At 65.2% G+C, this 13,714-nt stretch carries 14 protein-coding genes; all 14 read right to left on the bottom strand.

Annotation, left to right across the window (positions count from 1 at the left end):
- Nucleotides 1-21: 21 nt before the first annotated feature.
- Nucleotides 22-1,062: a beta-N-acetylhexosaminidase gene (gene nagZ, locus SB764_RS16765; RefSeq protein WP_065061322.1), complete on the bottom strand. Its 1,041-nt coding sequence runs from the start codon at nt 1,060-1,062 to the stop codon at nt 22-24.
- A 58-nt stretch (nt 1,063-1,120) separates the two neighbouring features.
- Nucleotides 1,121-1,543 carry a holo-ACP synthase gene (gene acpS / locus SB764_RS16760; protein ID WP_124260871.1) on the bottom strand — a complete coding sequence of 141 codons (423 nt, stop codon included), beginning with the start codon at nt 1,541-1,543 and terminating at the stop codon, nt 1,121-1,123.
- 70 nt (nt 1,544-1,613) lie between these two features.
- Nucleotides 1,614-2,381: a pyridoxine 5'-phosphate synthase gene (gene pdxJ, locus SB764_RS16755; RefSeq protein ID WP_065061320.1), complete on the bottom strand. Its 768-nt coding sequence runs from the start codon at nt 2,379-2,381 to the stop codon at nt 1,614-1,616.
- On the bottom strand, nt 2,378-3,385 hold the full coding sequence (gene recO, locus SB764_RS16750) for a DNA repair protein RecO (RefSeq protein ID WP_410864116.1): 1,008 nt from the start codon (nt 3,383-3,385) through the stop codon (nt 2,378-2,380). Before recO ends, pdxJ begins: the two co-directional genes overlap by 4 nt.
- 50 nt (nt 3,386-3,435) lie before the next feature.
- Nucleotides 3,436-4,341: a GTPase Era gene (era, locus tag SB764_RS16745; protein WP_065061318.1), complete on the bottom strand. Its 906-nt coding sequence runs from the start codon at nt 4,339-4,341 to the stop codon at nt 3,436-3,438.
- 78 nt (nt 4,342-4,419) lie between these two features.
- Nucleotides 4,420-5,583, bottom strand: coding sequence for a ribonuclease III (gene rnc / locus SB764_RS16740; protein ID WP_124260872.1), 1,164 nt, complete (start codon nt 5,581-5,583; stop codon nt 4,420-4,422).
- A 177-nt stretch (nt 5,584-5,760) separates the two neighbouring features.
- On the bottom strand, nt 5,761-6,657 hold the full coding sequence (lepB, locus tag SB764_RS16735) for a signal peptidase I (RefSeq protein WP_065061316.1): 897 nt from the start codon (nt 6,655-6,657) through the stop codon (nt 5,761-5,763).
- 21 nt (nt 6,658-6,678) lie between these two features.
- The gene (lepA, locus tag SB764_RS16730; protein WP_065061315.1) at nt 6,679-8,472 is read right to left on the bottom strand and encodes a translation elongation factor 4; all 1,794 of its coding nucleotides are present in this window, start codon (nt 8,470-8,472) and stop codon (nt 6,679-6,681) included.
- A 169-nt stretch (nt 8,473-8,641) separates the two neighbouring features.
- Nucleotides 8,642-8,953, bottom strand: a complete 312-nt coding sequence (locus tag SB764_RS16725) for a glutaredoxin family protein (RefSeq protein ID WP_110328335.1) — start codon at nt 8,951-8,953, stop codon at nt 8,642-8,644.
- Between the two features lie 57 nt (nt 8,954-9,010).
- Nucleotides 9,011-10,525, bottom strand: coding sequence for a DegQ family serine endoprotease (locus tag SB764_RS16720; protein WP_410864114.1), 1,515 nt, complete (start codon nt 10,523-10,525; stop codon nt 9,011-9,013).
- A 31-nt stretch (nt 10,526-10,556) separates the two neighbouring features.
- Nucleotides 10,557-11,627 (bottom strand): MucB/RseB C-terminal domain-containing protein, encoded by a 1,071-nt coding sequence (locus SB764_RS16715; RefSeq protein WP_124260874.1) that lies wholly within the window; start codon nt 11,625-11,627, stop codon nt 10,557-10,559.
- 5 nt (nt 11,628-11,632) lie between these two features.
- Entirely contained in the window at nt 11,633-12,283 is a 651-nt protein-coding gene (locus SB764_RS16710) for a sigma-E factor negative regulatory protein (protein ID WP_065061311.1), read from the bottom strand.
- Nucleotides 12,284-12,364: 81 nt separating this feature from the next.
- On the bottom strand, nt 12,365-12,964 hold the full coding sequence (gene rpoE / locus SB764_RS16705; protein WP_065061310.1) for an RNA polymerase sigma factor RpoE: 600 nt from the start codon (nt 12,962-12,964) through the stop codon (nt 12,365-12,367).
- Between the two features lie 259 nt (nt 12,965-13,223).
- On the bottom strand, nt 13,224-13,622 hold the full coding sequence (locus tag SB764_RS16700; protein WP_146230033.1) for a protein YgfX: 399 nt from the start codon (nt 13,620-13,622) through the stop codon (nt 13,224-13,226).
- Nucleotides 13,623-13,714: the final 92 nt, after the last annotated feature.

Here is a 13,714-nt window from a genome sequence, read left to right as displayed (position 1 = left end):
TTTTGCCGTGTGGCGCTCAGCTCAAGGCAGCACGCTGCGCAGCAGCGCCTGCGCGGAGAGATACGCGGGATCGGCCACCAGCTTGTCCCAGCGCAGCGCCTTACCGCGCGGCATCAGACGGCGGATGCGCTTCGACGACGCCTTGCGCTCGCGCGACGGCTCGTCCATACGCAACTCCTCGAGCACCTTTTCGGCCTCGTGCGGCTGGTTGCAGATCAGCACCATGTCGCAACCCGCGTCGAGCGCGGCGCGCGCGCCTTGCGCGAGCGTGCCGCCCTGGCGCGCCGCTTCCATCGACAGATCGTCGCTGAAGATCGCGCCCGGAAAACGCAGACGGTCGCGCAGGATCTCCTTGACCCACACGTGCGAGAAACCGGCCGGCTTCTCGTCGACCTTCGGATAGATCACGTGACCCGGCATGATCGCCGCGAGCGACAGGCCGAGCCAGTCGTACGGCAGCGCGTCCTCGCCGAGAATCGATTCGAGCGGACGCTCGTCCACCGGCACCGCGACATGCGAATCGGCGGTCGCGAAACCGTGCCCCGGAAAGTGCTTGCCGCAGTTCGCCATGCCCGCGAGCGCGAGGCCGTGATTCAGGCTCTTGGCGAGCAGCGTGACCACGCGCGGATCGCGGTGGAACGCGCGGTCGCCGACCACCTTCGACTGGCCGTAGCCCAGATCGAGCACCGGCGTGAAGCTCAGGTCGATGCCGCAGGCGCGCAGCTCGCTCGCGAGAATGTAGCCGACCGACGTCGCCAGCTTGGTCGCGAGCAGCACGTCCTTGTCCCACAGCGCGCCGATGCGGCCCATCGCGGGCAGCACCGTGAAGCCGTCGGTGCGAAAGCGCTGCACGCGGCCGCCTTCGTGATCGACGGCGATCAGCAGGTCGTCGCGCACGGCGCGGATCGCATCGGTCAGCGCGACGAGCTGCGCGCGGTTCTCGTAGTGGCGCGCGAACAGGATCACGCCGCCGGTGGAGGGATGCGCGAGGCGGCGCACGTCGTCATCGTTGAGCGACGTGCCGACCACGTCGAGCATGACCGGTCCGGGAATGAGTTTCATCGATCGTTGGGGCGTTGAAGGCCGCGCCACGCGACGCGGCGCGAGCGGATGGAAGGGATCAGCGAACGGGCGTCTGAACCGGCGGCCGGTCGGTTTCGGCGACCACGAACGAGACGGCGTAATCGCGTTCGTCGGTGATCGTCACATGGGTCGTGATGCCGCGCGCCTCGAGCCATTGCACGAGGTCGCCATTGGCGACCATGTACGGCTTGCCGCCGGGCGCGTTGAGCGTCTGCACGGCGCGCCAGGTCATCGGCATGTGCATGCCGAGGCCGATCGCCTTCGAAAAGGCTTCCTTCGCCGAAAAGCGCGTGCACAGATACGCGAGCCCGCGCGTGGCCGAGCGCGCCTTGCGCGCCTCGTAGACCGCGAGTTCCTCGGGGCCGAGCACGCGCTGCGCGAAGCGGCCGCCGGTGCGCTCCATCACTGCCTGCACACGGCTCACCTGGATGATGTCCGTGCCGATGCCGTAAATCGCCATGTATTCCTCGTGATGAACGGATGGTCGTGGCGCGCGCGGCACAACACGCGACGCGCGCGGCGCGGCGCTGTTACGCGTTCTGCGCGGCGAGACGCGACGACACCATGATCGCCTTCATCTCGCGCACCGCGTTTTCCCAGCCCACGAACACCGCATGCCCGACGATCGCGTGGCCGATGTTGAGTTCGTGAATACCTTCGATGGCGGCGATCGGCTGCACGTTCGTGTAGTGCAGACCGTGGCCCGCATTCACCTTCAGGCCGAGGCCCATGCCGCAGTTCACGCCCGCCACCACGCGCTCGTACTCGCGCTGCTGTTCGGCGGCTTCGTGCGCTTCGGCGTAGCGACCCGTGTGCAGTTCGATCACGGGCGCGCCCGCGGCCTGGGCGGCGCGGATCTGCGTTTCGTCCGGATCGATGAAGAGCGACACACGGCAACCCGCCGCGGCGAGCTGACGACAGGCGGCGGCCACGGCCTCGAACTGGCCGGCGACGTCGAGGCCGCCTTCGGTCGTAAGTTCCGCGCGCTTCTCGGGCACGAGGCAGACGTCGTGCGGCTGGATCTCGCAGGCGATGTCGAGCATTTCGGCCGTCACCGCGCATTCGAGATTCATGCGCGTCTTGAGCAGCGGACGCAGCGTGCGCACGTCGGCATCGACGATATGCCGGCGGTCCTCGCGCAGATGCAGCGTGATCGCATCGGCGCCCGCCTCTTCGGCAAGCAGCGCCGCGCGGATCGGATCGGGATAAGCGGTGCCGCGCGCGTTGCGCAGCGTGGCGACGTGGTCGATGTTGACGCCGAGGTCGATCACGTTGGGCGAAGTCAGAAAGAAGCTCATAGGTTCTGCAGGTCGATCAGGATCTGGCGCGTCGCGAGCGGCGTGCCGCCAAGGTAAGTATTCAGCAGGAAACGCATCAGCGCCTTGCTCTGCGCGACGGTCTGGGGACGATGGTAATCGTCCTCTTCCATATCGAGCAACGTCTGGCCCGAAAGCACCGGCCATTGCGCGGGCCACTCGTCGGAGGCTTCGCGCACGCCGCGCTCGGGATCGAACACGTAGCGCCCTTCGGCCAGCACGGTCTTGCGGTTCACGGTGCGGTTGAGCGCGAGCGCGTAGCCGGTGTCGCGCAGCAGCACGCGCTCGAACGAGCGCAGCACCTGCACGGGCGGCAGATCGTGCGCGAGGCGCGTGAGCGTGACGACGTAATGATTGAAGAGCGCGGGATGCGGGTCCTCGCGCGCGAGAAACTTCACCAGCAACTCGTTGACGTAAAAGCCGCACAGCAGCGCGTCGCCGGTCAGCGGCAACATGCCGCCGACCCATTCGGCGCCCGTGAGCGTGCGCACTTCGCCTTTGCCGGTCCAGTTCAGCGTGAGTGGCTGGAAGGTTTGCAGCACGCCGCGCAGCGCCGAATGCGGCCGCTTCGCGCCCTTCGCGACGAGCGCGACGCGGCCGTGATCGCGCGACAGCACGTCGATGATCAGGCTGGTTTCTCGATAGGGATAGCTGTGCAGCACGAAGGCCGGCTGCTCGGCGACGCGATAATCGGAGGCCGTGCTGCGCGGCGTGCGCGGCAATTGCGAGCGCGCGGTGGTCTTGCGGGGCGCGCGCGGTTCGGCGCGGCGTTCGAGCGTGGCGTCGGCGCCTTCGCCCAGATCGTCGCGCGACGAGGAAGATGCAGGCTTTGAAGGAGACCTCGGCGCGGATTTCGCGCCCCGGCTGCGCGCGGGCGCCGTGCGTGCGCGCGCGCCGGACGACGACTCGAAGTCGTCGTCGGCGGCCGGGCCCGCGTCGGGCGCGGACCAATCGTCGTTCAGGGTTCCGGCTTCGCCGTCGCTCATCCCGTCGCTCTTCCTGTCGCTCTTCCTGTCACTCGTCGCGGATCAGCGGATCACTCGTAACCGTAGGCGCGCAGACCGGCTTCGTTGTCGGCCCAGCCGCTCTTCACCTTCACGAACGTTTCCAGATAGACCGGACCGTCGAAGAGCTTTTCCATGTCGAGGCGCGCCTCGGTGCTGATCTGCTTGAGCTTGCTGCCCTTCTGGCCGATCACCATGGCTTTCTGCGTGTCGCGCTCGACGAGAATCGTCGCGAAAATACGGCGCAGGCGGCCTTCCTGCTCGAACTTTTCGATGACCACCGTGCTCGTGTACGGCAGTTCGTCGCCGGTCCAGCGGAACACTTTTTCGCGCAGGATTTCGGCGGCGAGGAAGCGCTCGCTGCGATCGGTCAGGTCGTCTTCGCCGTAGATCGGCTCGCCTTCGGGCAGATACGGCTTGAGCACATCGAGCAGGCGCTTGATGTCGTCCGCGTTCTTCGCCGACAGCGGCACGATCTCGCGGAATTCGCGCAGCTTCTGCACGCCTTCGATAAACGGATAAAGCGTGGCCTTGTCCTTCACGCAATCGATCTTGTTGGCGATCAGGATCGTGGGCGCGTTCGGCGGAATCAGGTCGAGCACCTTCTGGTCGTCGGGACCGAACTTGCCCGCTTCGATCACGAACAGCACGGCGTCGACCGAACTGAGCGTTGAAGTGACCGCGCGGTTCAGCGAGCGGTTCAGCGCGGTGCTATGGCGCGTCTGGAAACCCGGCGTGTCGACGAAGATGTACTGCGCGTCGTCGGTCGTGTTGATGCCGGTGATGCGGTGGCGCGTGGTCTGCGCTTTGCGCGACGTGATGCTGATCTTCTGGCCGACAAGGGCGTTCATCAGCGTGGATTTGCCAACGTTCGGACGGCCGACGATCGCGACCATGCCGCAGCGAAAACCGGCAGGAGTAGTGGTGGGAGCGTTCATGATCGGATCGGAGAATGGATGCGACAGATTGGATGCAACAGAGGCGGCGCGCGCCAACGACGCGCGCGCTCGACAGGTTCAGTGGCCGGCGTCGGCGGCGCGCACGGGCAGCGCAGCGCCGACCTCGGCGCTCGTCTCGACGGAGCCGGACGAGGTGGCGGAGGTGCCATTCGACGCGCCATTCGACGCGCCGGCGTCGCCCGAAGCGCCATTGTGCGCTTCCCGGCCGCGCGTGGCGCGCGGCGCGATCGAGCCGGCCGACGGCACGCCTTCAATGGCTTTGTCGGCGGGCTTTTCCGCAGATTTTTCCGCCGGTTTTTCGGCGCCTTTTTCCTGCACATGCGCGGCGCGAATGACGGCAAGCGGCGCGGCCAGCGACACCGGCGCACGTTCGCCCGCCTCGCCTGCCGCGGCAGGCACGCCGAGAATCGGGCGGTCGCCGCGCGCGCGGCGTTCCGGCGAGCGCAGATCGAGCGCGCCCTGCACGCCCGTCACACCGGGGACGACCTCGGGTTCGGGCTTGGGTGCGCGGGCGCCCTTCGAGCGACGCGGCTTGGTCACCAGCGCGGGCGCGGCAGCCATGACTTCGTCGAGCGCTTTCTTCGCGGCGGCCTGTTCGGCCGCGCGGCGGCTCGCGCCCGAGCCCGACACCTTCACGTCGAGCTTGGGCACCGTGCATTCGACTTCGAATTGCTGATTGTGCGCCGCACCATGCGTGGCGACCACGGTATAGGTGGGCAGCGCGATCTTGTGACCTTGCAGGTATTCCTGCAGCAGCGTCTTGGCATCCTTGCCGAGCGTGCGCGGGTCGATGTGATCGAGAATCGGCACGTAAAGACGCTTGATGACCGTCTGCGCGGCGTCGAAGCCGCCGTCGAGGAAGATCGCGCCAAAGATAGCTTCGAGCGCATCCGCGAGGATCGACGGGCGGCGGAATCCGCCGCTGCGCAACTCGCCTTCGCCAAGACGCAGACCGTCGGCGATATTCAGGGCCTGAGCAATTTCGTAAAGCGACTGCTGCTTGACCAGGTTCGCGCGTACGCGCGAGAGGTCGCCTTCGTCCAGCTTGCCAAAACGTTGGAACAATAGGGCCGCCACCGCGCAATTCAGGACCGAATCGCCGAGGAATTCCAGGCGTTCGTTATGCGTGGCACTGTGACTGCGGTGGGTGAGAGCCTGGCGCAACAATTCCGCATTGCGAAATTCGTAGCGCAGCCGGCTTTCCAACGGAGATTGGGGCATGGGGAGAGTATAACGCGCCCGCCGCCCCCGGCGAAAACGCGGGGCGGCGGGCGAAAAACCATGATGAAGCGACCTTACCGCGGGTTCTTCAAGTAGCGCGCGAAGAGGCGGGACGACTCGTTCGCGCGCTCGATGCAGGCTGAACGCGTTGCTTCGTCGAGAAGCAACACGCGCCCGTTACTCGAACGAACCGATGCGCTTCAGACTGCTGAAGTTCATCCAGATGAAGAACGCGCGGCCGACGATGTTCGCGTCGGGCACGAAACCCCAGTAACGGCTGTCCGCACTGTTGTCGCGGTTATCGCCCATCATGAAGTAATGGCCGGCCGGCACCTTGCAGATCACGCCGCGTGCGTTGTACTGGCAGTTGTCGCGATACGGATAATCTTCGGCGCCCACGATGAACGGCGGCACAGCCGGATTGTTCAGGATGTTGTTCTTGCGGCCGTTGCCGAGATCTTCCGTGAACTGCTTCGCGTAACCGATGCGCTCTTCGTCGAAGTAATCGGCTTGCGGCGTTTCAGGCACCGGCTTGCCGTTGATCGTGAGCTGCTTGTCCTGATACGCGACCACGTCGCCGGGCAGACCGATCACACGCTTGATGTAGTCGACCGACTCGTCTTTCGGATAGCGGAACACCACCACGTCGCCGCGCTCGAGGCCGCGGCCCTGCGTGATCTTCGTGTTGGTGATCGGCAGACGGATACCGTAGTCGAACTTGTTCACGAGGATGAAGTCGCCCACCAGCAGCGTCGGCACCATCGAGCCCGACGGAATCTTGAACGGCTCCACGACGAACGAGCGCACGAGGAACACGATCAGGATCACGGGAAAGAAGCTCGCCGTGTATTCGAGCCACCACGGCTGGCGCAGCTTTTCGTTACGCAGGTTCTGACGCGTTTGCGGCGCGTTCTCGTCGGCGAAACGCTCGCCCACACGCTCCTGCTGACGATCGAATTCCGCCACGGCCGCATCGGCGGCGAGGCGCCGGCGCGGCATGAAAACCAGCTTGTCTGCAACCCACGCGATACCCGTCAAAACGACGAGCACAAAAAGGATCAGCGCAAAATTCATGTAAAGGTCCGTTGTTCTGGCTTATTTGTCTTCGACGCGCAGAATCGCAAGGAAAGCCTCCTGCGGAATTTCCACGGAACCGACCTGCTTCATCCGCTTCTTGCCTTCTTTCTGCTTTTCGAGCAGCTTTTTCTTACGCGAGATGTCGCCGCCGTAGCACTTGGCCAGCACGTTCTTGCGCAGCGCCTTGATGTTCTCGCGCGCGATGATGTGCGCGCCGATGGCCGCCTGAATCGCCACGTCGTACATCTGGCGCGGGATGATCTCGCGCATCTTCGCCGCCACTTCGCGGCCGCGATACTGCGACTGCGAACGGTGCACGATGATGGACAGCGCATCGACCTTGTCGCCGTTGATCAGCATGTCGACCTTCACGACGTCCGAGCTGCGGTATTCCTTGAACTCGTAGTCCATCGACGCGTAACCGCGCGACACCGACTTCAGACGGTCGAAGAAGTCCAGCACGATTTCCGCCATCGGAATTTCGTAGGTGAGCTGCACCTGGCGGCCGTGGTACTGCATGTTGACCTGGTTGCCGCGCTTCTGCGTACAGAGCGTGATGACCGAGCCCACATAGTCCTGCGGCATGTACAGGTTGACCGTGACGATCGGCTCGCGGATTTCGGCGATCCTCGACGGCTCCGGCATCTTCGCCGGATTCTCGACCTTGATCAGCGAGCCGTCGCCCTGGACCACTTCGTAGACCACGGTCGGAGCCGTGGTGATGAGGTCCATGTCGAACTCGCGCTCGAGACGCTCCTGCACGATTTCCATGTGCAGCAGACCCAGGAAGCCGCAGCGGAAGCCGAAGCCCAGCGCCTGCGACACTTCCGGCTCGTATTGCAGCGAGGCGTCGTTGAGCTTGAGCTTTTCGAGCGATTCGCGCAGCGCGTCGTACTGGTTCGCCTCGACCGGATAGAGACCCGCGAACACCTGCGGCTTCACTTCCTTGAAGCCCGGCAGCGGTTCCGGCGCGGGACGGTTCACGAGCGTGACGGTATCGCCCACCTTGGTGGCGGCGAGTTCCTTGATGCCCGCGATGATGAAGCCCACCTGCCCCGCCGACAGCGATTCCAGGTTGCGCGACTTCGGCGCGAACACGCCGACGTGCTCGACCGGATACTGCGCGCCCGTGGCCATCAGCTTGATCTTGTCCTTCGGACGCAGCGTGCCGTTGACGATACGCACGAGCATGACCACGCCGACATAGTTGTCGAACCACGAGTCGATGATCAGCGCCTGCAGCGGTGCCTCAGGGTCGCCCTTGGGGGGAGGCACCTTGGCGATGATCGATTCGAGCACGTCTTCCACGCCGAGGCCGGTCTTCGCGCTGCAGCGCGTGGCGTCGGTCGCGTCGATGCCGATCACGTCCTCGATTTCCTCGATGGCGTTTTCGGGGTTGGCGGCGGGCAGGTCGATCTTGTTGAGCACGGGCACGACTTCCACGCCGAGCTCGATGGCCGTGTAGCAGTTGGCCACGGTCTGCGCCTCGACGCCCTGGCTCGCATCCACCACGAGCAGCGCGCCTTCGCACGCGGACAGCGAGCGGCTGACCTCGTAGGAGAAGTCGACGTGCCCCGGAGTGTCGATCAGGTTCAGGTTGTAGACCTTGCCGTCACGTGCCTTGTACGTGAGGGCCGCGGTCTGCGCCTTGATCGTGATGCCGCGCTCGCGCTCGAGATCCATCGAGTCGAGCACCTGCGCTTCCATTTCGCGGTCGGACAAGCCGCCGCACAGCTGGATGATGCGATCGGCGAGCGTCGACTTGCCATGGTCGATGTGCGCAATGATCGAGAAGTTACGAATATGATCCATTCAGTGCCGATCAAGCGAAAAAGGCGCGCCCCAACGATAGCTGGGCACGCCTCGTAAACAGATGAAAAACCGAACTATTTTAGCCGAAATAGGTGTCGGCAGGCGAACGGTGCTGAGAAGTAACGGATAGTTTATGCCGCGCGGCCCCGATCCCAAGCGGATCGCAGCCTCATTGCGCGGGTGTCGCGGACTGCGGCGCGAACGTCGAGCCCAGTCCCAGCATGGCGCGCACGCGCGCTTCGTCGAGCCGGTAGTGGCACAACTCGATGCCGTCGCAGACCAGCACCGGCACGAGTTCGTCGTAGCGCGCCACCAGCGCGGGGTCGGAATCGACATCGACAACATCGAGGCGCGCCCCCGCCGCCGCGACCAGCGGTTCGAGCGCCACGCGCATGTCCTCGCACAGATGACACCATGCACGGCTGTACAGCACGAGATACGCGCGCGCCCGCGCGGCCGGGTCGTCCTGCGGGGACAACATGGGCGACGTGGGCGGCGCGGCGTGCTTGGGCATCGATCCGTGCGGACGCGGCGGAGCTTACTTTTGCCCCGGATTGCGCGGGCGCAGCGGCACGAACTGCGTGTTGTCGCCGCGTCGCACGAGAATCGCCACCATCTTTTGCGGATCGAGGTGCGAAGTCGCGTCCTGGAACTGCTTCGCGTTGACGATATCTGTATCGCCCACGCGCAGGATGATGTCGCCCTTTTGCAGACCGGCGCGCGCGGCCGGGCCGTCGACCGTATCCACGACCACGCCGCCCTTGATCTTGAGCTGGGCGAGCTGGTCGGCGGGGATGTCGGTGACCGACATCCCCAGCGCATTCGACGGACGCGGCTTCGGCTCCGGCGCCTTCTTCGGGTCAGCCTTCGCGCCCTTGTCCGCCTGCATTTCGGCGATCGTGATCGGCAGATCGCGCGTCGCGCCCTTGCGCCAGATCGTGACGGTCGCCTTCGCGCCCGGCTTGGTGTCGCCGACCATGCGCGGCAGATCCGTCGCGGTTTCGACATTCACGCCGTTGAACTTCAGGATGATGTCGCCCGGCTGAATGCCCGCCTTGTCGGCCGGCCCGCCCGGTTCGACGCTCGACACGAGCGCGCCCTGCGCCTTCGGCAGACCAAGCGAATCGGCCACGTCCTTCGTCACTTCGCCGATCGCCACGGCGATACGGCCGCGCGTGACCTTGCCGCTGGTCTTGAGCTGATCGGCCACGCGCATCGCCTCGTCGATCGGAATCGCGAACGAAATGCCCATGAAGCCGCCCGTACGGCTGTAGATCTGCGAGTTGATGCCGATCACCTCGCCCTGCATGTTGATCAGCGGACCGCCCGAGTTGCCGGGATTCACGGCCACGTCGGTCTGGATGAACGGCAGGTAGTCGCCGGTATCGCGGCCCTTTGCGCTCACGATGCCCGCGGTCACGGTGTTTTCGAGGCCGAACGGCGAGCCGATCGCCACGACCCATTCGCCCACGCGCACCTTGTTCGAGTCGCCGACCGTCACGGCCGGCAGGTTGGTCGCCTGGATCTTCACGACGGCCACGTCGGTGCGGTCGTCCACGCCGATCAGCTTGGCCTTGAATTCGCGCTTGTCGGTAAGCGTGACGTAGATGCTGTCCGCGTCGTCCACCACGTGCGCGTTGGTCATGACGTAACCGTCGTTCGTCATGATGAAGCCCGAGCCCACGCCGCTGCTCTGTTCGGAGTCGTTGCCGCCGTCGGGACCGGAGTCTTGATCGCCGCCGCGCGGCGACGGGCTGCCGCCTTGACCGCCTTGCCCGCCCTGCGGACCTTGCGGCAACGGAATGCCGAAGAAGCGGCGGAAGAATTCCGACATGTCGCCGTTATCCATGCCCGGCGGCAGACCGCCACGCTGCGACAGCGTCACGTGCGTGGTCGTGCGAATGTTGACGACGGAAGGCCCCACCTTGTCCACGAGGTCGGTGAAGTCGGGCAGATTGGCGGCGGGCGCCGCCGATGCCATGTGCGGGGCAAGCGGCAGGCACGCCACCACCACCGCGGCCGCGAAGAATTTGCGCAGCGGGAAGATCGTCATATCGTAGTCAGCCCGTAGTCAGCCGCAGGATTTACTTGGAAGCCTTGTATTCTATGGCAGATGCGAACTGCTGCAACGTGGCCTGGGGCACTTCGCCGAGCAACGTAATCCAGTAATCGCCGTCGCGCTTCACGAGCACGTGCGTTGCGCCCGTGCTACCCGCGCCTTCCTTGCGGCTGTTGTGTTCGACCGGCTCGACGAAGATCGAGACCGCCGAAAGGCCGTCCGAGAACACGGCCTGATCGACCGGGATCGGCGGATCGTTCGCGTCGCGCGCGGCCATTGGACGGCGCAGTTCGCGGATCTTGCGGAAGCCCGGCACGTTCTGCCCGAAATTCCAGCCTTGCGCTTCCATATCGACGCTTTGCAGCGGCGGGCGCACCACGGTCCAGCCCGCGAGATTGCGCATGCCGTTCGCAATCGGCGCCTTGTCGACCGGCACGCCGATACTCACCTGCGTAAACGACAGCTGCTGGAGCACCTGGCCGTTCGACGGGTCGAGCATCTGCGAACGCAGCAGCAGACCGGTTTTCGCATCGGCCCACAGCTTGTAGGCGTAGCGATAGCCGTCTTTCGGATCGAGTTCGATGACCTGGCTGTCGATGCCGGCCACGCGGTCGGTGCCGAGCATCTTCGGGTCGTAGACGGACAGCACTTCGCTGCCGCTCGTGGCGAGCAGCGCCGGGAAGGCGTCCTTGTTCTGGCGTTTTTCGACGACGCAGAGCTTGCGCTCAGGCACGAACGTGTAGAGGTCGTCGTTGTGGCGCAGCATCTTGCGCGGCTTGCCGTCGAGGCTTTCGAGCTGCTCGAACTCGCCGTCGCTCTTCGTGGCGTAATGCGTGACGCGCGACGACTGCACGAAATTGCCGCGCTGATACACGAAGGTGCCGACGTAATTCTGCTGCTGCGCAGCCTGCTGAATGCGGTCGAGCCACTGCGCCGCGCTCTGGCGCGTGGCCGGGTCGACCGCGGCGGCGGCCGACGCACCCTGCGCGTGCGCGCGCGGGGCGACAGACAGAGCGGTGAACATCACGGCCGCGCAGCACAGGTATGCCGGCAACCGCCCCCAGAATGTATTGTTATTCAACCGCACTGTCTGCATCAGACTCACTGGCCTTGCGTGGTAAGGGCCGCAGAGCGGATCAGCGGCATGGAATCCGACATGACCGGCTGCTGCGCGAACTGCTGGTGCGCTTCGAGATAAGCGTCGAGGCGCGCGTCGCGGATGATGTTGCCGTCCTGCACGGCAGCGGTTTGCACCGGCACCGCGTTCATCGCCACACGCTGCACGTTGTCGCCGACCGGCTGCATGGCCGCGATCTGCGGACCGCCGGCCATGCCAGCGCCACGCATTTGCGGCACGACGATCCAGGTGAGCGTAGCAGCCGCAGCCGCCACGGCCAGTGACGGCACGACGCGGTGGCGCAACGCCAGAATGCGCGCGACGCGGCCGTCATGCGAAGCCCGCGCGGACGACGATGCGGGCAACGCCGCGGGCGCGAGCACGTGCGGCTCGGCCTCGAAGCGGGCCGCGAAGCCCGCCATGAAGGACTGGCTCGCGGCCTGGCTCATCGCCAGGTCGTCGGAGCGCAGCGCGTCGCCGATCAGGTGATACGCCGACCAGGCCTTGCGGTCCTCGTCGTCGAATCCGGAAAAAATAGCGTTCAGATGCGCGTCACCCGCCAATTCGCCGTCGGCGAAAGCGGACAGTTGCTCGCCGCGCGAGCCCGACACCGATTGCATCGAAACCGACCCCATGATGCTCCCCATTTCCTTACAGAGCCCCGTAGTGACACACCCACTCTAGTGAATTACGTCCGTGCCCGGCGCGAGACTGGCTTACCAGCGCTTGCCTTCCGGTGTGTCCAGCAACGGACGCAATTTTGCCGCAATGGCTTCGCGAGCGCGGAAAATTCTCGATCTGACGGTTCCGATCGGGCAACCCATCATTTCGGAAATTTCCTCGTAGCTCAAACCTTCTATTTCCCGAAGCGTAATGGCGGTGCGCAGCTCTTCCGGTAAAACCGCCATGGCAGCATTGACCGTCTGGGCGATCTGCTTGCTCATCAACATCGATTCGGGCGTGTTGATATCCCTTAGTTGATCGGCGTCCGAGAAAGTTTCAGCTTCTTCAGCATCAGCTTCGGTGGAAGTGGGGGCGCGTCGTCCCTGGGTCGCAAGGTAGTTCTTCGCCGTATTGACGGCAATACGGTACAACCACGTATAGAAAGCGGATTCGCCACGAAATTGCGGCAATGCCCGGTACGCCTTGATAAAGGCGTCCTGGGCCACGTCCTCGACCTCCGCGGGGTCCCGCACGAGGCGCGAGATCAGGCGGATGATCTTGCGATGGTACTTGGAGACCAGCAGTTCGAACGCGGCCTTGTCGCCTTTCTGCACGCGCTCGACCAGCACCTGGTCAATTTCTTTTTCGCTCACCTGAAAAATCCGTTAGCTCATGAAGTGGACGCGGGGGCACCATTGTAGCGTCACCGCCACGGCGCCACGTTACGCGCGTTACAGCGGTTACAGTCGTTACAGCGCTCTGGCTGACCGCACGCAGAGGCAGAACAGAAACAAATGGGGACGCCGCGGCAAACGGCAAGAGAAGGCGCGAAAAGAAAGCGCGAATCATGAACCGGCGGGCGCCGAATCCCGCTTGGCGGCTTGATCGGAGCCCTTGGTGGACCCTGGCGGTCTAGCGGCCCGCGGCGCTGCGCGCGGTCACGGCGAGCACGCGGAAAGTCTCGGCATCCACGGAATCGGCGGCGATCAGGAGCGTCTTGCGGCGCGCGCCCTTCTCCACCACCAGCACCAGCAGCGCCGCACCCCATTGCGAGGCGCCGATCAGGCGGCCATCCGCGAGACACGCGCCGGAACGCGCGAACGCCGCGAATCGATCCGTCCCGATTTCGATGAAAGCCGGTTGTGCGCGGCACCACGCCACGAAGCCGAGTCCGCCCGCCGCGCCCAGCGCCAATATGGCCGGCACTGCGCGCCACGCGCCGAGCCACGGCGCCAGCGCCGTATGAAACGCTGCGCACGCAACGAGCAATCCGAGCAGCAGCGCCGCACGCATCGTCCAGGACGCGCGCACGGCAAGACGCGGCGTCGCAACGCGCCGCGCCGCAGAAATGTGAACGCGGCCGCCCGGATGAACCGGAGCGGCCGCGGAGTCGCGCGAGGCGA

This window comes from Paraburkholderia sp. SIMBA_027 (assembly GCF_046535315.1).
Classification (GTDB): Bacteria; Pseudomonadota; Gammaproteobacteria; order Burkholderiales; family Burkholderiaceae; genus Paraburkholderia; species Paraburkholderia tropica.
Note: the sequence above shows the minus strand (reverse complement) of the source record. Positions and strands in the feature narration are given on the sequence as shown.